The 20,861-nt window shown below is 68.8% G+C and carries 17 protein-coding genes; 13 read left to right on the top strand and 4 right to left on the bottom strand.

The window, feature by feature from the left end:
- Nucleotides 1-118 precede the first annotated feature (118 nt).
- The 9 genes from ACSC1Q_RS13665 to ACSC1Q_RS13625 all read left to right on the top strand — a co-directional run bounded on the left by ACSC1Q_RS13665 (nt 119) and on the right by ACSC1Q_RS13625 (nt 10,753).
- Nucleotides 119-775 carry a GntR family transcriptional regulator gene (locus tag ACSC1Q_RS13665; protein WP_436759059.1) on the top strand — a complete coding sequence of 219 codons (657 nt, stop codon included), beginning with the start codon at nt 119-121 and terminating at the stop codon, nt 773-775.
- A gap of 150 nt (nt 776-925) precedes the next feature.
- Nucleotides 926-1,309: a VOC family protein gene (locus ACSC1Q_RS13660; protein WP_436759058.1), complete on the top strand. Its 384-nt coding sequence runs from the start codon at nt 926-928 to the stop codon at nt 1,307-1,309.
- A gap of 180 nt (nt 1,310-1,489) precedes the next feature.
- Entirely contained in the window at nt 1,490-2,170 is a 681-nt protein-coding gene (locus ACSC1Q_RS13655; protein ID WP_436759057.1) for a cysteine hydrolase family protein, read from the top strand.
- 3 nt (nt 2,171-2,173) lie between these two features.
- Nucleotides 2,174-3,790 carry a SulP family inorganic anion transporter gene (locus tag ACSC1Q_RS13650; RefSeq protein ID WP_436759056.1) on the top strand — a complete coding sequence of 539 codons (1,617 nt, stop codon included), beginning with the start codon at nt 2,174-2,176 and terminating at the stop codon, nt 3,788-3,790.
- 160 nt (nt 3,791-3,950) lie between these two features.
- The gene (atzF, locus tag ACSC1Q_RS13645) at nt 3,951-5,867 is read left to right on the top strand and encodes an allophanate hydrolase (protein WP_436759055.1); all 1,917 of its coding nucleotides are present in this window, start codon (nt 3,951-3,953) and stop codon (nt 5,865-5,867) included.
- Nucleotides 5,868-5,937: 70 nt separating this feature from the next.
- On the top strand, nt 5,938-6,336 hold the full coding sequence (locus ACSC1Q_RS13640; RefSeq protein ID WP_436759054.1) for a RidA family protein: 399 nt from the start codon (nt 5,938-5,940) through the stop codon (nt 6,334-6,336).
- Nucleotides 6,337-6,831: 495 nt separating this feature from the next.
- The gene (locus ACSC1Q_RS13635; protein ID WP_436759053.1) at nt 6,832-7,599 is read left to right on the top strand and encodes an NUDIX hydrolase; all 768 of its coding nucleotides are present in this window, start codon (nt 6,832-6,834) and stop codon (nt 7,597-7,599) included.
- On the top strand, nt 7,596-8,756 hold the full coding sequence (locus ACSC1Q_RS13630; protein WP_436759052.1) for a 5'-methylthioadenosine/S-adenosylhomocysteine nucleosidase: 1,161 nt from the start codon (nt 7,596-7,598) through the stop codon (nt 8,754-8,756). The genes ACSC1Q_RS13635 and ACSC1Q_RS13630 overlap by 4 nt, the downstream gene beginning before the upstream one ends.
- Nucleotides 8,753-10,753 carry a hypothetical protein gene (locus tag ACSC1Q_RS13625; RefSeq protein WP_436759051.1) on the top strand — a complete coding sequence of 667 codons (2,001 nt, stop codon included), beginning with the start codon at nt 8,753-8,755 and terminating at the stop codon, nt 10,751-10,753. Before ACSC1Q_RS13630 ends, ACSC1Q_RS13625 begins: the two co-directional genes overlap by 4 nt.
- On the opposite strand, the gene ACSC1Q_RS13620 is transcribed toward ACSC1Q_RS13625, so the two are convergent.
- On the bottom strand, nt 10,712-11,494 hold the full coding sequence (locus tag ACSC1Q_RS13620) for a 5-formyltetrahydrofolate cyclo-ligase (RefSeq protein ID WP_436759050.1): 783 nt from the start codon (nt 11,492-11,494) through the stop codon (nt 10,712-10,714). The two genes, ACSC1Q_RS13625 and ACSC1Q_RS13620, sit on opposite strands and share 42 nt — an antisense overlap.
- 12 nt (nt 11,495-11,506) lie before the next feature.
- Nucleotides 11,507-12,667, bottom strand: a complete 1,161-nt coding sequence (locus tag ACSC1Q_RS13615; protein WP_436759049.1) for a helix-turn-helix transcriptional regulator — start codon at nt 12,665-12,667, stop codon at nt 11,507-11,509.
- 158 nt (nt 12,668-12,825) lie between these two features.
- Between ACSC1Q_RS13615 and ACSC1Q_RS13610 the strand changes: the two genes are divergently transcribed.
- Nucleotides 12,826-13,254: an ATP-binding protein gene (locus ACSC1Q_RS13610; RefSeq protein WP_436759048.1), complete on the top strand. Its 429-nt coding sequence runs from the start codon at nt 12,826-12,828 to the stop codon at nt 13,252-13,254.
- Nucleotides 13,255-13,354: 100 nt separating this feature from the next.
- Here the strand turns inward: ACSC1Q_RS13610 and ACSC1Q_RS13605 are convergent, their stop codons facing one another.
- Together ACSC1Q_RS13605 and ACSC1Q_RS13600 are read right to left on the bottom strand one after the other, a co-directional pair.
- Nucleotides 13,355-14,305 carry a TrmH family RNA methyltransferase gene (locus ACSC1Q_RS13605; RefSeq protein WP_436759047.1) on the bottom strand — a complete coding sequence of 317 codons (951 nt, stop codon included), beginning with the start codon at nt 14,303-14,305 and terminating at the stop codon, nt 13,355-13,357.
- Entirely contained in the window at nt 14,298-15,071 is a 774-nt protein-coding gene (locus ACSC1Q_RS13600) for a DUF4184 family protein (protein ID WP_436759046.1), read from the bottom strand. Before ACSC1Q_RS13600 ends, ACSC1Q_RS13605 begins: the two co-directional genes overlap by 8 nt.
- 163 nt (nt 15,072-15,234) lie before the next feature.
- Here ACSC1Q_RS13600 and ACSC1Q_RS13595 point away from each other — a divergent pair, with 163 nt between their 5' ends.
- The 3 genes from ACSC1Q_RS13595 (at nt 15,235) to ACSC1Q_RS13585 (ending at nt 20,276) form a co-directional block, all read left to right on the top strand.
- Complete coding sequence (locus ACSC1Q_RS13595) at nt 15,235-15,384, top strand: hypothetical protein (RefSeq protein WP_436759045.1); 150 nt, start codon at nt 15,235-15,237, stop codon at nt 15,382-15,384.
- Between the two features lie 467 nt (nt 15,385-15,851).
- The gene (locus ACSC1Q_RS13590) at nt 15,852-17,642 is read left to right on the top strand and encodes a substrate-binding and VWA domain-containing protein (protein WP_436759044.1); all 1,791 of its coding nucleotides are present in this window, start codon (nt 15,852-15,854) and stop codon (nt 17,640-17,642) included.
- A 201-nt stretch (nt 17,643-17,843) separates the two neighbouring features.
- Complete coding sequence (locus ACSC1Q_RS13585) at nt 17,844-20,276, top strand: RNA polymerase sigma factor (RefSeq protein WP_436759043.1); 2,433 nt, start codon at nt 17,844-17,846, stop codon at nt 20,274-20,276.
- Nucleotides 20,277-20,861 lie beyond the last annotated feature (585 nt).

The raw sequence follows: 20,861 nt of genomic DNA, 5'->3' as shown, positions 1-20,861 counted from the left end.
GGAGCGGCGTGCTCCCGGTGAGTGCGTGACCGGCCCCCGGCCGCGCCGCCATCCCGCGCGCGGGAATCCGGCCGAACTCTGAGAGAGTTTGTTCCACACGTCGAGAGGAGTTGGACGGGTGGAACCCGATGGGGAGCTGAAACACCCCAGCCTGGTCGAGCTTTCGATGCGGCGGCTCCGGCACGAGATCCTCTCCGGTGCCCTCGCGCCGGGTGAGCGGCTGATCGAGGAGCAGCTCACCCAGCGGTTCGGCATCAGCCGGGCGCCGCTGCGCGAGGCGCTGCGGTCGCTCGGGCAGCAGGGGCTGGTGGAGCACCTGCCCCGGCGGGGGGCCCGCGTCACCGAGCTGACCAGGGACGACGTGGACGAGCTGTTCGGGCTGCGCGACGTGCTCGAACGCTACGCGGTCGAGACCGCGCTGCCGCTCTCCGGCGCCCACGGCATGACCGCGCTGACCGTGCTGGCCGAGGCCCTTGAGGGCATGGCGTCGGCGGTACGGCTGGACGACCCGCTCAGCGAGAACGAGGCGCACCGGCGCTTCCACGTCGCGCTCGTCGCGCTGGCGGGCCACCGCCAGCTGCTGATGGCGTACGAGCCCGTCATCCTGAAGCTGCAGCTCTACATGGCCGCGAACCTGCGCAGGGAGGCCGAGCAGCGGGCCCCGTCAGAGGGGGTGGAGCGGCACCGGCGGCTCTTCGAGGCCATCGCCTCCGGCGACCCGGCCACCGCGCTCGACGCCCTGTCCCGGCACGGTGCACGCACCTACATCGGCTGACCACCTGGCCGGGAGGGCCTTCCGGGTCCTCCGGGGTCTCCGGCGGGCACCAGGAAAGATCTTCACGGAATCCGGCGCGGGTCCTCGCGGGAAACGGGGAAGGTTCCCGTCCAAGGCCCAAGGGGGTTCTCACGGGAGGAGGGCGACGCCATGCGCGTCGAACGGCTCGATCATCTCGTTCTCACGGTGGCCGACATCGAGGCCACCGTCGACTTCTACGTGCGGGTCCTCGGGATGACACCGGTGACCTTCCAGGGCGGGCGCAGGGCCCTGTCCTTCGGGCAGCAGAAGATCAACCTGCATCAGGCGGGTAAGGAGTTCGAGCCCAGGGCCGAACGTCCCACGCCGGGCAGCGCGGACCTGTGCCTCGTCATCGGCACGCCCCTCGATCGCGTGGTGGCCGAGCTGGCCGCCGCCGGGGTCGCGGTGGAGGAGGGACCGGTCGGCCGCACCGGCGCCCTGGGCCCGATGACCAGCGTCTACGTCCGCGACCCCGACGGGAACCTGATCGAGCTCAGCAACTATCCCGGCTGAGCCACGTAGTGGGCGTACGCCGGACGCACGACCACGCCCCGGGCCACGCGAGGGGCGTACGCCGGACGGCACGATCACGCTCCGGCCCGAGCCGCTAACAGAAGCGTAACCGGACGGGAAACCTGCCGACATAATTCTGTCGACAATCGACAAAAGGAGGATCCGAGGAACGGAGTCAACGTGTCCGATCCGCTTCTCGTCGAGGCCGAGCCGTACGCATACGGGTTCGATCCGCGACACACAGCGCTGCTGCTCATCGACATGCAACGGGACTTCGTCGAGCCCGGGGGTTTCGGGGAGACCCTGGGCAACGACGTGTCCATGCTGCGGCGGGTCATCCCGCCGCTCCAGGAGGTGCTGGCCGCCACGCGCGCGGCGGGGATGACCGTCATCCACACCCGCGAGGGGCACCTGCCCGACCTGTCCGACTGCCCGCCCGCCAAGCTCGGCCGCGGCGCGCCGTCGCTGCGCATCGGGGATCCCGGCCCCAAGGGACGGATCCTGATCCGCGGCGAGTACGGCCACGACATCATCGACGAGCTGGCCCCCATCGAGGGCGAACTCGTCGTCGACAAGCCCGGCAAGGGCTCCTTCCACGCCACCGGCCTGGACGAGACCCTCCGCGCGGCCGGCATCCGCAGCCTGATCGTCACCGGCGTCACGACCGAGGTGTGCGTGCACACCACCGTCCGCGAGGCGAACGACCGGGGTTACGAGTGCCTGGTCCTGTCCGACTGCGTGGGCTCGTACTTCGCCGAGTTCCAGCGGTACGGGCTGGAAATGATCGCCGCGCAGGGCGGCATCTTCGGCTGGGTCGCCCCCTCCGGCGGCTATCTCAAGGCACTCGAAACACGGAGCTGACCGATGACCACGACAACCGACCCCGTCAAACTCAAACTCCCCTGGTGGGTCAGCGGGGACACCAACGCCTTCTTCGGCCTCGGCTTCAACGTGATGGTCAACGTGCTGGTGCTGAGCGGCCTCTGCCTCGGGGTCGTCCACCTGCCCGGCTCCGACGTCTTCGGCGTCATCCTCCCGGCGATGGGCATCCAGCTCCTGATCGGCAACGTGTACTACACCTACCTCGCCCGGCGGCTGGCCCGCCGCGAGAACCGCACCGACGTGTGCGCGATGCCGTACGGGCCCAGCGTCCCGCACATGTTCATCGTGGTGTTCGTGATCATGCTGCCGACCTACCTGGCGACCAGGAACCCCCTGCAGGCCTGGGTGGCGGGGCTGGCCTGGTGCTTCATCATCGGCGTCATCGTGCTGATCGGCGCCTTCGTGGGCCCGTACATCCGCCGCTTCACCCCCAGGGCGGCGATGCTCGGCACCCTGGCGGGCATCTCGATCGCCTTCATCTCGATGCGGCCCGCCGCGCAGATGTGGGAGGCGGCCTGGATCGCGCTGCCGGTGCTGGTCATCATCATGGTCGGCTTCTTCACCGACCTGAGGCTGCCGGGCAACATCCCCGTCGGGCTCGCCGCGCTCCTGGCCGGTACCGCGATCGCCTGGATCGGCGGCTACATGAACCCCGCCGACGTGGGCGCCGCCGCCGAGAACATCGCGGTGAGCCTGCCGTCGCTGAACATCGACCGCCTCCTCGAAGGGCTCGGCCAGGTCTCCCCGCTGCTCGCCACCGCCATCCCCCTGGGCATCTACAACTTCACCGAGGGCATGAGCAACGTGGAGAGCGCCGCCGCCGCGGGCGACTCGTACAACCTGCGCTCGGTGCTCCTGGCCGACGGCGCGGGCGCGGTGGTCGGCTCGATGCTGGGCTCGCCGTTCCCGCCCGCCGTCTACATCGGCCACCCGGGGTGGAAGTCCGCGGGCGGCCGTACGAGCTACTCGATGGCGAGCGGCGTCGTGATCGCGCTGTTCTGCTTCCTCGGCATGTTCGCGCTGCTCGGCGCGGTGCTGCCGACGCCCGCGATCGTGCCGATCCTGCTCTACATCGGGCTGCTCATCGGCGCCCAGGCCTTCCAGTCGGTGCCGAAGGCGCACGCGGTGGCCGTGGTGATCGCGATCATCCCCAACATCGCCTCCTGGGCGCAGGGCTACATGGACAACGCGCTCGCCGCCGCGGGGACCAGCGCGCGGGAGGTCGGGTACGACACGATCGCGCAGAGCGGGACGGTCTACGAGGGAACGGCCCTGCTCGGCGGCGGCGCCGTGCTCGCCGGTCTGATACTCGGCTCGATCACGGCCTTCGTCATCGACCGGTCGTTCCTGTGGGCCGCCGGGTACGCCTTCGCCGGAGCGGCCCTGGCCTTCATCGGGCTGATCCACGGTGAACGGGTCGAGTGGAACGCCAACGGCCAGGTCTCGCTGGGCTACCTCTTCGCGGGGCTGATCCTGCTCGCCTTCATCTTCCTCAAGCCCCGGCCGTCGGACGAGACGGCGGTCGCCGCCGACGAACCCGAGCCGACAGCCGCGACGCCGGTCGCCGCGGGTCCGTCGGCGGCCCCCGCCACCCCGTGAGCGCCGCCCCGCGAGCCGACTGGCCCCCGCCGACACCCGCTCGCGGGGCACACCCGCACACCGACGCCCCTCACGAACCGATCCGCGCCTCCGTGTCGACTACAGAGAGCACGTGACGTCGGGAACCACGCACCCACAAGCACACAAACAGGAAAGGCACATGCACCCTCCGCCTGATCCGGACAGCATGCCCACCCTGGAGAGCCCGCTCCACCTGGACCTGGAGAGTCTCTCCGGCCTCTACCGCTCCGGGACCGCCGACCCCACCGACGTCGCGAGGGAAGTGCTCGCGCGGATCGCGGCGCGGGGTGACGACCACGTGTGGATCACCCTGCGCCCGGCGGCGGACCTGCTCGGCGACGCGGCCGAGCTGGCCCGCCGCTGGCCGGACCCGGACACCCGGCCGCCGCTCTACGGCGTCCCGTTCGCGGTCAAGGACAACGTGGACGTCGCCGGGCTGCCCACCACCGCGGCCTGCCCCGCCTACTCCTACGTCCCGGAACGCGGCGCGCCGCTGGTGGAACGGCTGCTCGCGGCGGGCGCCCTCCTCGTCGGCAAGACGAACCTGGACCAGTTCGCCACCGGCCTGTCGGGCACCCGCAGCCCGTACGGCGCGTGCGAGTCACCGCTGCTCCCGGGCCTGATCTCCGGCGGGTCCAGCTCGGGCTCGGCGGTGGCGGTGGCCGCGGACCTGGTCTCGTTCGCCGTCGGCACCGACACGGCCGGGTCCGGCCGGGTGCCCGCCGCGCTCACCGGCACCGTCGGGGTCAAGCCGAGCCGGGGCCTCGTCAGCACGCTCGGCGTGGTGCCCGCGTGCGCGTCCCTGGACTGCCCGAGCGTCTTCGCCCGCTCGGCCGCCGACGGCCTGGCCGTCCTGTCCGCCATCGCGGCCTTCGAACCCGCCGACCCCTGGTCACGGGAACTCCCCGTCCCCGGCCAGGTGCCGCCCGCCGCGTACTCCCTGCGCGTCGGGGTGCCGCGCGACCCGGAGTTCTTCGGCGACACCGCCGCCGAGGCGGCCTTCGCGGAGGCGGCGGAACGGCTCAGCGGCCTCGGCCACACGCTCGTCCCCGTCGACCTCGACCCGTTCCTCGCCGCGGGACGGCTGCTCTACGAGGGTCCGTGGCTCGCCGAACGGCTCGCCGCGGTCGGCGACTTCGTGACCCGCAACCCCGGCGAGGTCCACCCGGTCACCCTGAAGGTGCTGTCCGGCGGCGGAGCGCTCAGCGCGGTGGACGCCTTCGAGGGGCTCTACCGCCTGCGCGCGCTGGACGCGGAGACCCGGCGGGCGTGGGCCTCGATGGACGTCCTCGCGGTCCCGACCGTGCCCACCACCTTCACGGTCGCGGAGATGCTCGAAAGCCCGATCGAGCGCAACGCGATCCTCGGCCACTACACCACCTTCACCAACCTCCTCGACCTGGCCGGGATCTCCGTGCCCGCGGGAACGACGACCGCCGGCCGCCCGCACGGCGTCACCTTCCTGGGACCGGCGGGCTCCGACGAACTCCTCGCCGGTCTCGGCGCCGCCTTCCACGCCCTGACCGGCGGTCCCCCGATCCCCGTCCCGGACACGCGACCGGCGACCACCTCTGTACCGGACGCTCGACCGGTGGCCCCGCACCCCCCGGAAGCGGGAGCGGCCGTGCTCCCCGCCCTCACCCCCGCCCCCGCCCCCGAGGCGCGAGTGGTGCTCGCCGTGGTCGGCGCGCACCGCTCGGGCCAGCCGTTGCACGACCGGCTCACCTCCCTCGGTGCCACCGGCCTGGGAACCGCCCTGACGGCCCCCCTCTATCGCCTCTACGCCCTGAACAGCGGTGATCTCCCCCTCCCCGGGCTGGTCCGTTCGACCTCCGGCGGCGTCCAGGTGGAGGTGGAGCTGTACGAGCTGAGCCCGTCGGCACTCGGCGTCCTGCTGACGCAGACCGCCCCGCCTCTCGGCCTCGGCACGGTCCAGCTCACCGACGGCCGCGCGGTGCACGGCTTCCTCTGCGAGCCGTACGCCATCGAGCGGGCCCCCGACATCAGCCACCACGGCAACTGGCCGGACTATCTCCTCTCCCTGCCACGGCCCTGACGATCCGGCGACGACTCCTCGGTCGTTCCGGCCTCGGTGGTAGCGGGCGCTGGTTGCTACCGTTTTCCGCATGACCGAGCGGTTCGCGATCCTGAGCGGTTCGACCTTCGAGGAACAGATCGGATACGCGCGGGCGGTGGTCGACGGCGACCGGGTCCACGTGTCCGGGACGACCGGCTACGACTACGCGACCATGACGATCTCCGACGACGTGGTCGAGCAGGCCGAGCAGTGTCTGCGCAACATCGAAGCGGCGCTGGCCGAGGCGGGCTGCTCGTTCACCGACGTCGTCCGGGTGCGGTACATGCTGCCCGACCGGGCGGACTTCGAGCCCTGCTGGCCGACCCTGCACCGCCGCTTCGGCGAGGTCCGCCCGGCCGCGACGATGCTCGTGTGCGGCCTCGCCGACCCCCGGATGAGAATCGAGATCGAGGTGGACGCGCGCCGCCCCGCAGTATTCCAGGGGTGATGGAATTCTCGCCTGTCGAGAGCAATCAGCTATTTGTGTGCCAAATCGCCACCTGAAACCGCACCAAACACGGTTATCGCCTTGACCAGGAGAAGGGGGGCCATCAAGAGATGGCATCGCCCGTGTGGATCATAGGCATCAGGGACCTGCACTCGCATCTGTCGTAGATCGATCATCTCCACGATCTTGTCGACAGCAGTCCGCAGTCGACGCTAGCCAGCGGCCGACGGAACGCTGGTTGGCGGACAGGACAGATGGCATAGCGCACTGAACGGAGAACGAGGCCTCACCGGGCGACTCAATCGTGAGCGATCGCCGTTCTCCAGGGCTTTCTGTGTCCGCCTTCTTGCATACCGTACACGGCCAAGCAAGAGCTGACGGCTCCGCCCGCTACCTCCGCATCCCAGGACTTATCAAGCCTGGGCCATCTGTCGTGCTGAAAGTCGCCCCCCTCCAGGACTTCCTGTCAGTCTGACAAAAAGCTACCGTGTATCCATGAACGACGACCAATGGGAGCCGCCGAGTGTTCTGCTTGCGGTCGACCTGGTGATCTTGACTTTGCGCGGTGCGCGCCTGCACGTGCTGCTCGTCGAACGTGGTGTCGAGCCCTATCGCGGCTCACTCGCTTTGCCGGGAGGTTTTCTCCACAACCAGGATGAGGACATCGCGGTGGCAGCGCGTCGGGAATTGTCCGAAGAGGCGGGCCTGGATGACGTGCCACATCTGGAGACACTAGGGGTGTACGGCAAACCGGGGCGTGATCCTCGCGGCCGTGTGGTGTCGGTCGCCCACCTGGCAATCGCACCACGCTTGCCGGAACCCATCTCAGGTACGGACGCCACCAGTGCCTCCTGGAAACCGGTAGAGCACGCTTTATCCTCACCCGCGGAGCTGGCGTTCGACCACGGGCAGATCATTGCAGATGGCATCGAACGCGCACGCGTCAAGCTTGAGCATTCAGCACTCGCGACGGCGTTCTGCGGCGAGACCTTCACCATCTCAGAACTTCAACAGGTATACGAGGCTGTGTGGGGGGTCCGGCTTGATCCCCGGAATTTCTACCGCAAGGTTCAGAACGCGCGCGGTTTCATCGTTGCAAACGGCCCTACGCGCCGAACGGAGACCGGTCGCCCTGCTCGGCTCTTCAGAGCAGGTCCGGTCCAAGTGCTGTACCCCCCGATGATCCGCTCGGCTCAAGCCGTGTCTGAAGACCTTGACAGTCCGTCGGTCCAGAGCGTGCCCGAAGGAGGCGTGCACTTATGAACGAGCATCCCATTGTGATCCTCACGGCACTGGATTTGGAGTACCAGGCCGTTCGAAAGAACCTGACCGGACTGCGAATGCATCGTCATCGGGCCGGTACGCGTTTCGAGGTCGGCCAGCTCCCGGACGGCGGGTGCCAAGTGGTTTTGGGGCTGGTCGGCAAGGGAAACCAGCCCGCCGCAGTGCTCGCCGAGCGGGCGATCACCGAGTTCAACCCGTTCGCCTTGCTGTTCGTAGGCGTTGCCGGCGCTCTATGGCCCGACATCGGCTTAGGCGATGTGGTGGTCGCGACCCACGTCTATGCCTACCACGGTGGTACCAGCGAGGACGACGGATTCAAGGCGCGCCCCCGCGCTTGGGAGATCTCGCACGAGCCAGATCAGATCGCGCGTCACCTCGCCCGAAGCGGTGCCTGGACACGGCGCCTCGCCGACGGCGTAGCCATCCCAAAGGTGCGCTTCGGGCCGATCGCGGCCGGCGAGGTTGTGCAGGACTCTGCGATCTCCGCGCATGCCCAGTGGGTTCGTCAAACCTACAACGATGCATTGGCTATCGAGATGGAAGCCGCTGGTGTGGCACAAGCCGCCCATCTGAACAGATCACTGCCGATGGTCGTGATACGCGGCATCAGCGACCGGGCCGACGGTACCAAAGTGGCCACCGATGGCGCGAACTGGCAGGCGAGGGCGGTAGCGAACGCTGCGGCGTTCGCCACCGCCCTCGCCGAAGAGCTGGCTCTGGAATCAAACCACGGTCGATCTGCCGATACGGCAGGAAAGGCGGGAGGTAAACCGGTGACCGAGAGCATTAAAAACGTCGCCAGCGGCAACGCGCGAGTGGGTGTACAAGCTGGGCGCATCTACGGCAATGTCTCGATCGGACAGCCGCCTGAGGCTGTACTCGATGTGGCGGCACAGCTCGTAGAACTCCGCGACAGGCTCGGAAGGGCGCGAACGGCGGGGGAAGTGGACGAAGCCACGTTCGCCGCAGCAGAGGAAGAAATCATCGTCGCAACCGAGTCTCTGTCGGCGAGCACCGAGAAGGGCAGGAACAGGGCAATGATCGCGCTTAAGAGGCTGCGCGGTCTGCTGATGGATGTGGTTGATCTGGCATCGAAGGTGACGTCAATCATCGCGGCGGTCCGAGGCGTCTTATGAGCATCCCAGGCGCCATCTCAACCAACATCGCGGAGGACTCGGCCACCGTCGGCGTTCAGGCGGAGACCATACACGGAGATGTCAATGTGTACCAGGTTCCCCCCCATGCCTCACCCCAGGAAAAGTTCGAGGTGGGTGTCCGTTATCTACACGGCGGTATGCCAACGAAGGCGCGGGAGTACATCGGCGAAGCTGTGGTTGACGGCTACGTGACGAGCCGCTCCTGTTTCTATCTGCTGCTCGCCCTGCTGAGTGGCCGGACGCTGCAGCAGGTACCGAAGGAAGACCTTTCTCCGTTGCTTTTCGTACAGGGGAAGGTCGTCGGAGGAGCCGACGATCGGTGGAGCAGGGCGATCAAGGTGATCAATCGCCTCCTGGTGTCTCTTGAGAAGGGGGACGTTGATTCTCCTGCCATCGACGAGGAGCTCAGAGGATTGGACATCAGCCAGCGAGACGAGATTCTCCGGAATCTCGAGATGTTTCTGAACGGTCCTGTCCAAGACGGTCTCTGGGCTCGGGCGTTCGACTCGGCAAGGAAAGATCGATGCGAGGGCCGACGCTTGCAACGGGTCTGGAAGTTCTTCCAGCCAGAACCGATCCCGGCACGGGTGCGATGGCCGCGACCGGCCGTAACCACGACCGGCGCCTGGATTCGGTCTATCACGACTACGATCCTGTCGCTGGCGTCCGCCTGCTTCATCGGCGCCCTGTCATGGCAGCACGCCTGGTCATCGGCAGCCCCAGCCCTGCTGCTCTTCGTCACCGGCTGCTACACGTGGGCGCGAAGCGGCGTGGAGTGGCGGTTCCGGATCGAGCGCCGCCAAGCCAAGGACAAGGAGTACCTGGCCGTGGGGCAGCGTCCGACCTCTACCTCGCAACATGGGTTCGCGAATAAGATCGACCGACAGTTCAACGACTATTTCGCAAGGTATGTCCCGCGAAGCACGGACAGGACGGAGTGGCTCGCTCGTACAGCTGGCGTTCGCCAGACTCTGCGTGATGAAGTCGTCGACCTGTACCGGGAGAGCAGAATCGACGCCAAACGAGTCGCCTGGCTCACCAGGTATCTCGTCAGCGATGTGAAAACGCGATGGCAGGCGGGCACCCTCTGGGAGTACCGCGACCAGTTGAGAGTCCCCACGTCTACGAAGGCGTTGTTCATCCTGGGAGCCGCCGCACTGGCTGTGGGCGGAGCGATCACGATCTGGGGTGGGCTGCACGTCAGACCGTTCAGTGTCGCGGCTGCCACGGTCGTTGCCTTGGGGAGTGGCCGGATCGCTGTCGGCGACTGGTTACGCATAATCATGGAGCACAAGCGATTCGCCGTCGAACAGGAAGAAGCCAAACAACTGCTGGCCGATCGCGAGTCGGCCTTCCAACGGTGGACACGCAAGCTTGCAGACAAGCCCGGCGATCTCGAGATGGCTCACTGGCTGGACTGCGACCGCAAGGCATTGATGGAAGAGGCGATGCGGCACTACAAGCTGGCTCCGCGTGATGTCATCGCCCATGCCTTCATCGAAGCGCCCGCCACGTACTACAAGCGGGCGCGAGTCCGAAAGGGCCCTTGGCGCTATTCGAGGTACAAACTGTTGATCTTCCTGCTCACTGTGGACGGCGTACGGCAGATAACCGTCGACCTCGACTTCGAGAAGGCTGCTTTCCATGATCGGGGGCGGATCAACTATCGATACGACGCAGTTGCTGCGGTTCAGGTCACCGAAGCCGACGACGGCCACAGAACTTTCGAACTGACACTCGTGAACGGCCATCCGATCAAGGTCGAGGTGACCGGACCTCCACCGGATATCGTCGAACCGGGAGAGGACACACGAACTGTGTCGCAGGTGACACTCGACGCCGCAGGACTAGGAAACACCTTGCACATCCTCGAAGGCGTTGCCGCTGAAGGAAAAGAATGGATCAATCACGAACGTCAGCGAGAGCAAGACGGACTAGCGAATCTCGCCAACGCCGCTCACGGGATTTTCTTTTAGCCGCTTAGGCGTATCCCCAGGGCTGATGCTGTTCTTGGCTCGTGCTTTCAGGAGAGGAATCGCGGCTATCTTTTCTGCGGGCATACCGGACCAGATCAGACCGCTGGGCCGACGATGAGGCGGACAGGCGATGACATCCTTCTCCGTGACGATGAGATCCACCCTGAAGTCGTGCGCGCCCCTGGGGAGAGGCTCGTCGAGCACCTGAAGCGAATGGACGGTGGTCACGATCACTGTCCGGTCGCTCACCAGGCCCGCCTCGACGAGTAGTGCCACCTCGATGTCGGAGTAGCCCGCTCCCTTGCCGAGCCGGACACCCTCCCGGTTGACCGCGACGGTTCCGCAGACCACCAGGTCGATCGGGCACATCTCCTCGATCCCCACCCTGGGGCTGGCCTCTAACGCGACCTTGCTCGATGCCGCCTGAGCCGGAGGCAGTGTGGAGCGCGCCGGGTCGATGAGATAAAAGGGCTCGATCGTGGCAAGTTTCGGAACCGCCATGTAAAGGACCTTGCCATCGGTGAGCGCACTCGCCCGTACGGGAAGCTGGGCGATATCCGGGTTGGCCTTCACCGTTCGCGCCTTCCGCCACGGAGGAGTCGCGGCAAGTAACTCGGCGGCCCTGTCGGAGCCCACGAAGTCGGGGATGTAGCCATAAGCGTCAGGGGTCGAGATCCCCGCCTCGATCAGAGCGGACCACACACGCTCGCGGACGGCCCGCTTGTCCTCGTCAAGGCTCATGTCTCCTACCTCTCACGCTGCCATGAGCGCGAAGAGACGGTCGCTGATTTCCCGCGCCCACGGCTCATGCCTCCAGGGGGACAGTTCACGTCCGGCGGTGAAGACGATATTCAGCCCGCCGCCACCTCGCGTTGCCTCCACGAGGTCGATCGCCTCGTGGAGCGTGCCGCAGGCTTCCTCCGGCTTTCCCTGACGGATGTGGGCCAGCGTGAGATTTCCCAGCACGATGGAACGGGACTTCTTCCACTGGACGAGCTCTCGCGCGGTTCTGGCGAGGATCTTCTCGGCTCTGTCGTGCACCCCGAGAAACAGGTAGCAGGATCCGGCCATGCGGTCGAACTGAGAGAACGAGAACATGTGAACGGCCTCGTCATCGTCGCGGATCCGGGCGAAGGCCTCCCCCGCCGCTCCCAGTGCCCTCTCGCAGTCGCGGCGTTCGCCGAGCATGGCGTGCGCCTCACCGACGTGCAGGAACCCCAGGCCCACGAGCACCTGGCTCGCCGATTCACCGACGATCGCCGTCTCGTGACAGAGCCTCAGCCCTTCCTTGAGTTCCTTGGTCCCGTACAACGCCACGAATCCTTTGCGCAGATGAGCGTGAGCTTCCAGAACGGGATCCCCGGCTTCTCTGGCGGCGCTCACCGCCTGATCGAAATAGCGCGCCGAAACAGCGTGGTCGCGTCTCTGCGAGGCATCCCAGACGAGTTGTCCCATCAGCGTCGCCGATTCGGCTATCGAGACGCACAGCTCGCGCCGGATCCGCCGATTCGGTGCGTGGTTCCGCAGCAGGGACAGGTGACTGTGGCACTGACCTGCGGCGGCGAGCAGCGAGGCGGAGAGCGCGGTGTCGTACTCGGCGGTGAGGCGCTGCACCTCCTGCGCCAGGTGGGCGACCGCCACGAGGTCGACGGCTACGGGATTTCGCAATACGAATTCGAGTCGATCCAGCCCTGCTGCGCCATCCATGTAGCTGGAGAGGATGCCTTCGAGTTCTTCCAGGGAGACCTTGAGGATCACCGCGAGTTTGGGACGTTGCCACGGGCGCGGTTCGGTCTCGCCGAGTTCCCACCGCACGACGGTCGAGCGTTCGACCCCAACGGCGTGCGCGAAGCTCTCCTGCGAGAAACCCAGCGATTTGCGCCGTTGTGTAAGCCGTTGTCGTCTGGTCGGCATGCTTCGCTCCTCCCGTGAGGCCGTAGGACTGTCAGGAGTTCCTCCTGGAGTGTTCCTCTCCTTCGCGCAGCTCATCAGGCTCAACGCGACATCGATGCGTCGTTTCCGCACCGTTGTGCTGTGGAACGAGAGGGCGCGGGGATGTCTTCTGCTGAGCTATGACCAGTCGCCACCCTACGTACACGAGCGATGACCTGTCGCGGGTATTCACCTTGTCCCCGGTTCCGGCGTCGGCCCCCATGGCACGCATGCTGGTACGGCAGGCACTCACCCAATGGGAGATCACGCACTTCCAGGAGCGGGCCGATCTCCTTGTCACTGAGCTGACGGCCAACGCGGTCAGGCACGCCCGTGCGGGTGGCGCGTCCGTGAAGGTGCTGCTGACATACACGGTCGGAACGCTCAGGATCGAGGTCCGCGATTGTGACAGGACCACCCTGCCGATATGGCGGGAGCCGGGTTCCGAGGAGGAGACGGGGCGAGGGCTTCTGATCGTCGACGCGTGCGCCGATCGCTGGGGGGTGCGGCTGGCGGAGTCCGGCAAGACGGTCTGGTGTGAGCTCACCGCCCCGTCGTCCGATGGGTAGGACAACTGGATAGGACAATGACATCGGGAAGTGCTCGTTCGGTTCGTCCGCCGATGCGGGCACTCGCGGATTCATGAGAAGTCGACCCCGCCCTAATAGCTCACCCCGCGCGCATGAGTCCATGGCAGGCGATGGCGGCGGCGGCCACCACGTTGAGGGAGTCGACGCCCAGGCCCATCGCGGCTGGGCTCATCGGGATGCACACCGCATCGTCGGCTTCGCGCAGCCAGCGGGAGGAGAGCCCGTCCCCCTCCGAACCGAGGAGCAGGGCCACCCGATCGGCCATGGTGACTCTGTCCATGGGAGTGGCGGACTGGTCCGGGGTGAGGGCGAGCGTCTGGAAGCCCGCCCCGCGCAGCTCGGCCAGGCCCGCGTACCAGTCGGTCATCCGGGCATACGGGATCGCGAAGACCGCGCCCATCGAGACCTTCACCGAGCGCCGGTAGAGAGGGTCGGCGCAGCGCGGCGAGAGGATGACCGCCTCCACGCCCAGGGCGGCGGCGCAGCGGAAGATGGCGCCGACGTTGCCGTGGTCGACGAGGTCTTCGAGGACCAGGACGCGCCGGGGCGCCACATGCCCGACGGGAGCGCTTCGCGCGGCGGAGTGGCCCGTCCCGAGTTCGCCGCCTGACCGCGCCTTGTTCTCGGCGAAAGCACTTCGCGTGGCAGAGGCACCTGACCGTGCCACGTGACCGACGGGAGCGCTTCGTGTCCCGTGCCCCGACAGGAGGTCCGTCACCTCGGGAAGCGGGAGGCGTTCCATGGCGGCGAGGGCGCCCCGGTGGACCTGGAAGCCGGTGACGTCCTCCATGACGGTGTCGTCCACGACGTGGACCCGGTCGCCGAGCGAGCCGAGGAGGTCGGCGAGGGGGGCGGCCCAGCGGGACGTGAGGAGGACCGAGCGCACGGGGTAGCCCGCCGCGACGGCGCGGCGGATGACCTTCTCCCCCTCGGCGACGAAGAGGCCGTGCTCGGCCTCCATGCTCTTGCGCAGCTCGACGTCGCGCAGGTTGGCGTAGTCGGCCAGGTGGGGGTCGATGGCTTCAGGCACCCTCGAATACTGCCATGACCCGCCTGAGCTGCCATGTCAGCGCGTAGACGAGCAGCATCGCGGAGCAGCCGACGACCACTCCCGCGCCCAGCCTCGTCACGAGCTCGACCCTGCTGCCCGAGGGGAAGGCGACCGCCCAGGCGACCGCGCCCAGCGGGATCGACACGGCGGTGGCCAGGAGCACGGCGACCCGCTTACCCGCGGGCAGGAGCAGCCGCTCGGGCACCGGCCGAGGCTCCATCCCGGCCAGCCCGCGCCAGGCCCACCAGAGGACGACCGCCAGGCCGATCACGGTGGAGGTGTACTGCAGCAGGCGGAACAGGGAGATCACCCCCGCCACCCGGATGTCCAGCCAGCTCCAGCCCCACAGGGCCGAGCTGTACGAGTGGGTGAAGGAGTCCCAGAGCTTGTGGGTGAGGGCGCCCACGACACCTCCGGCGATCACGGCGGGCAGCCGCCGCAACCCGTACATGCCGGGGGTCAGCGAGGCGGCGCGCCCGGCGAGGGTGGGAGGCAGGAGCGCGGTCAGCGGGTCGCGGAGCACCAGGTGGAAGACGGCGAGCAGCACCACGACGGCGAACGGGTCGATCGTGAGGACGCCCGTGACGGAGTGCCAGATCATGTAGTCGGGCAGGAACGGGAAGAAGATCGGCAGGTCGGGCACCATGGCGCCCAGGGCGAGGGCCCAGGGGTCGAGGAACCGGCGTATCCGCTCCGAGGAGATCAACGGCAGCACGGCCGCGACGTGACTGGGCGTGAACGGCACGGATTTCCCTCCGACGATCTGCTGGACAGGTCAATCTTGCGACACGGCGGCCTCGTGAGGGCACGCCGTTGTCGTCGCGTGGAGCCTTGCCGCTTTCCCGCCTTCCGACACTCTGTGATGGATAGATTACCGAACGCCGTCGAGCGGGCACCCGGAGGCCGTCGTGACCGACCAGATCGTGCTGGCGCCGCCGGGCGCCGAGTGGCTGCGCGACGCCCGCAGGGCCCGCGCGCTGTCCCTGGCCACCCTGGGGGGACGCAGAACCTCCTGTGCGCCCTGCTCGCGGCGGGGGTGCTGGCGGGGCTCGCGCTGAACTCCGCCGGGTGGTGGTGGGCCGATCCGGCGATGGCGGTCCCGCTGGCGGCGGTGGCGGCGCGCGAGGGCCTCAGGGCGTGGCGCGGGCAGTCCTGCTGCCACTGATCACCCTCTCCCCACCGATCACCTATCCCGGCCCGCCGCCACCGGTCGCCTTCCCCGCCCGCCGCCACCGATCGCCTTTTCCCGTCGTCGGCCGTCCGGTCTCGTCGGCCACCGGCTCTCCGTGTCCCCGTCGCCGATCTTCCGTGGTTTCCGCGGCCCGACCAGGTGATCTTCGCCGTGGCCGGTCGCCGGTCGCCCTCGCGGACGCAGGGCTCCATGATCGACACATGCAGTAACAGCAGTACCGAAATGCGTTTTTTGCCCCAGTAACCATTCCAAGTACAGTTCCGTGAATATTGCGGTCTACCTCCCGATAGGGTGACCCGCTAGCTCCAGGACATCGACACCAAAGAGGACATCGTGGGCGGACGTCACCGGACGGATGAACTCGAGGACGGCTACACCCCGTACAAGGAACCGCAGCCCAGACGCAGGCGCGGGGGACGGGGCAAGGTGCTGGTCCCGCTGGCCGGGTCCGTCGCCCTCGCCGTGCTGCTCGGCGTCGCCGCGTTCGTGGTCATCAACCGTGACCGCGGCGCCGGGGCGTGCGGGGGCGAGGCGCTCCCCGTACGGATCACCGCCTCCCCGGACATCCAGCCCGCCCTGTCCCAGATCGCCGAGCGCTTCAACAAGGCCGCCCACGACGTCGACGGCAGGTGCGCCACGGTCACGGTGACCAAGGGTGTCTCGGCGACCGTGGCCTCCTCCTTCGGCGGTGGCGAGGCCGCCGCGATGGACATGTGGATCCCGGACTCGAAGCTGTGGGTGACGAACCTGCGGGCCAGGGACCAGGAGGTGCCCGAGGCGGGCGCGTCCGTCGCCCGCTCCCCCATCGTCATGGTGGCCTCCGGCTCGGTGGTGCCGAACCTGAGGAAGAGCTTCGGCGAGGCCAGCTGGGGCGGCATGATCAACGCCGCCAACGTGGCCAACGTGGACGGCCCCGGCCGCAAGGTGCGCGTCCTCGTACTGGATCCCTCGCTCAACGCCGCCGGGCTCGGCGCGCTCCTGGCCGCCGCCGGGGTGGCCAGGGCCTCGGGTGCGGGCGAGGAGCAGCTGGTCGGCGCGCTCAAGAGCCTGTCGGGGTCGACGTCGACGGTCCGCGACCAGGACGCGCTGCTGTCCAGCCTCGGCGTCAAGGGCAGCAAGGCCCCGCTGGGCATCTCCTCCGAGCAGGGGATCTGGGCGTTCAACAAGGCCAAGAAGCCCGAGGTCCCCGCCGTGCCGCTCTATCCGGCCGAGGGGACCATCAACCTCGACTACCCGGTGGTGGTCACCACCGAGGACGCCGCCGTGCGCAAGGCCGCCGAGGCGTTCCGCGAGGAGCTCGGCAGCGAGGCGTCCAGGAAGACGCTGCAGGACCAGGGGTTCCGCACCCCGGACGGCAAGGGCGGCAAGGCGATCTCCGGTTCCGCCGGTTTCCAGGCCAAGGCCCCCCAGGCGATCGAGCCGCCCGACGGCAAGACCGTCGCGAGCATGTCCCAGACCTGGTCCCGGATCAAGCTGGGCACGAGGCTCCTCACCCTGCTGGACGTCTCGGGCACCATGGCCCTCCCGGTGCCCGGCACCGGGCTGACCCGGATGCAGGCGATCAGCAGGATCGCCGTCGAGGGCATGAAGCTCTTCCCCGCCAAGAGCGAAATGGGACTGTGGGAGTTCTCCACCCACCTGAACGGCCAGGGGGTCGACTACCGCGAGACGGTCCCGGTCGGCCCGCTCACCGCGGACATGAACGGCGCCCTGCGCAGGGACGTGATCAACCAGAGGCTGGTCACGGCCCAGGCGAAGTCGACCGGCGACACCGGGCTCAACGACACCCTCGCCGCCGCCTACGAGCAGATGACCGACGAGTACCAGAGCGACAAGATCAACACAGTGCTGATCCTCACCGACGGCGCCGGGAACGACGACCCGGACGGCGGGATCACCAACCCGCAGATCCTGAAGCGTCTCAAGGACCGGTTCGACCCGGAGAAGCCGGTCAGCGTCCTGATCATCGCCTTCGGCCCCGACGCCCCCAAGGGCAAGCGCCAGATGGACGCCCTGGCCAAGGCGACGGCCGGTGACGCGTACATCGCCAAGGACATCCTGGAGGTCAGGAAGTTCTTCCTGGAGGGCATGAAGCGCAGGCTCTGCGCCCCCAACTGCGACTGACCCTCCGGTCCCATCCTCACCCTCTACGGCTGGTGTCACATTGGCACCAGCCGTAGCAGTTTTCCCAGGTCATACCGTGTCGGCATGATATCGACCCCTTTGGTCAACCGGTTGGCGGGAGGTGACGTCCTACGCGTGTGGGCTGGAACGGGCGAGTGGTGAAACCCGTGAACGAGCCCGTCTCGCGGGGGAGGAATGTCCGTGCCCGGATGGCCGGCCGTCGGCCGAACCGACGATCAGAAACTCGTTGAGGCGCTGCGGCGTGCCGACACAACGGCGCCCGCGAGCCTCTACGACTCATATGCCGAACGTCTCAACGACTACGCCCACTCGCTGCTGGGCGATCGTGAGGCCGCCGCGGGCGCCGTGCACGCCGCCCTGGTCGCGGCCCAGGGCGGCGTGGACCGCCTGCGCGAGCCCGGCCGCCTGCGCGCGTGGCTGTACGCGCTCGTGCGGATCCGGTGCGCGGAGGAGGGACAGGGCGACCCGAGAAAATCGGCGCCGCCGCCCGACATCCACGACGACCCGGGCGAGCGGGAGCTGGCGGCACTCGTCCACGAGGCGATGGCGGAGCTGAGCGGCCAGGAGCGCGAGGTGCTCGAACTGTCGCTCCGCCACGACCTCGGCGGCGGCGAGGTCGGCGCGGTGCTGGGGCTGACCTCCCGCCAGGTCACGGCGAGGCTCGGCCGGGCCCGCGACCACCTGGAGAACGCGGCCGCCGCCGTGGTGCTCGCCAAGGTCGGCCGGGCGCACTGCCCCGACCTGTCGGCGATGGTGGACTCGTGGGAGGGCCCCCTCACCACGCTGCTGCGCAGGCGGCTGTCGGCCCACATCGGCCGCTGCGAGGTCTGCGTCGAACGCAGGGACCGGCACGTCTCGGCGGGACGGCTGCTGGACCTGGTCCCCCTGGCCTACCCCCCGCTCTCCCTGCGCCGCCGGGTGATCGAGACCTGCGTGAACCCGGACGCGCGCGAGGAGCGCGCCGCCATCGCCGCCGGGAACGGCTTCGACAAGGCCGGTTTCCCCACCGCCCCGGAACGGCGCCCGGGGGGCCGCCGGTGGGGCGGGCGGAAGGGCGCGGGCAGGCGGGCCCGCGACGAGCGACCCTCCGCGAGCGCGAGCGAAGGGGCCACACTCCCCGAGGGCACCCGTTCCCGGCACGCGGCGCCCTCCCCGGACGCGGGAACGCCACCGCCGGACGCGGAGGCGTGGTACGGGGAGACGCGACCGGGCGGGACGGAGGCGCGGCACGAGGAGCGGCGGGCGGATCACGCGGAGGCCGGGACACGCTCCCCGGAGAGCGGCCCGCGCCACCCCGGGACCGGGACGGCGCCGAGGTACGTGCTGGCGTCGCCCCCGGACGGCGGGCCCGGACGCGCGGCACCGTGGACGGACGCCGAGACCCCGCGCGCGTCATGGCCCGCGAACGGCGAGGCGCGGCACCTGCCACCCCCCGGGAACGTCGAGGCGTGGCCGGCTCCGGCCGTGAGCGCGGAGGCGTGGCCTGCTCCGACGACGAACCCCGACGCCTGGCCGGCACCCCCCGCGGACGGCGAGGCGTGGCGTGCCGCGCCACCCGCGAACACCGAGCTGTCACCGGCACCGTCCGCCGACGGCGAGACCTGGCGCACGCCGCCGTACGCGAACGGTGAGGCGTGGAACACGTCACCCCCTGACGACGAACCGTGGCCCGCGTCGACCGCGTCCTCCGCCGACGGCGAGACGTGGCTCGGAGAGTCCCCCGCGCACGGTGAGGCCCGGGCCACCCCGCCGGACGGTGGCACCGAGGTCTGGCGTACGTCACCGGCGGACACTTCCGGGGCGCGGCGCACGCCACCGGCGGGAAGCCCCGGGGCGCGGCGTACCCCGCCCGCCGGTGAGGGGAAGGGGAGGCGCAGGACGGAGACGCCGCCCGCGCGACGGCGGCGCGGGCGCAGGGGGCCCGTGCTGCTGGCGGCGGTGTGCGTGCTGGCCGCCACCGGGGCGGTGTTCGTGGTGGGCGGGCAGGACCTGGCCGGAGGGGCGTTGAGGGACCCCCAGAGCGCGCCGGGCACGGAACCCGCGCTGATCACGCTGGAGCCCGGCCCCGAGCCGGAGCCCGACCCGATGCTGGAGGACCCGGAGGCGGAGGCCGCGCCGACGCCCACGCCGAGGAGGAGCAGGAGGACCGAGACGCCCGTTCCCGCCCCCACCGCCACCGCGGCGCGACCGGCGCCGAGCCGCGCGCCCACGGCGGGACGTCCCCGTCCCACCCGCACCGCCACCACGCGGCCCGCGGCCGGACGGCTGAGCGTCTCGTGTCCGGGCGACATCGGGGAGGGTGCCGGGCAGATCCGGCTCGCGGCGCGCAACACGACGGTCTCGTGGTCGGCGAGCACCTCCGGCGGGCTCGCCGTGCACCCCGCGCGGGGGCAGCTGAGGGCCGGTGCGAGCAGCGTGATTTGGGTCACTGCCAAGGATCCGTCGGAGAGCGGCACCGGACGGGTCGCGTTCAGGTCCGCCGGGGGCAACGCGGGATGCGCGATTTCCTGGGAAAGCCCTGAACCCGACGCCTCCACGCCTCAGGACGACCCGCCCCCGGACCCGACCCCCACCCCTTCCGCCGGTGCGAGCTCCGAGGGGGCCACGGGCTGATTCACGCATCTCGTTTTACCTAACACCGAGACTTCTCCCTGGGATCAGGTAAACCATGGACTGGTGCCGAGCGTCGGCATTGACGTCCATGCTGAGTGATTGGTCACATGAAGAGCGCGATCAGTCACATCATTACCAACCAGGAGTTCGGAGATGTCGAAACGCAGGGTGCTCAAGTGGGCACTCACCCTCGCATGTGTCGCGGGGGCCGTGATCGCCCTGGCCGACATCGACACTCCGTTACGCTTGATCCTTACGCCCCTGTTCCTGTTGGTCGTTCCCGGCGCCGCGGTGGTAGGACTGTTGCGTGATCGTGACCCGCTTGCGGCACTATCAGTGGGTGCGGCAGCGAGCCTGGTGGTGAACGTTCTCCTGGCCGCTGCCATGCTTACTTTTGACGCATGGTCGCCCCGTGCCGGAGTCGCGACGATCGCGGTGCTCGGCGGCTTCATATACGTACTACGCGTGTTGTATCGGGGGAGCGGGAGCTTGCAGACCGAACAGGGGGCCAGGTCAAGGTGAACATCGTCATCGTTCGCCCGGGTGACCTCGGAGAGTCCGAGATCTCGCGATGGCGGGAGTTGC

Source organism: Streptosporangium heterodermiicola (assembly GCF_051390675.1).
GTDB lineage: Bacteria > Actinomycetota > Actinomycetes > Streptosporangiales > Streptosporangiaceae > Streptosporangium.
Note: the sequence above shows the minus strand (reverse complement) of the source record. Positions and strands in the feature narration are given on the sequence as shown.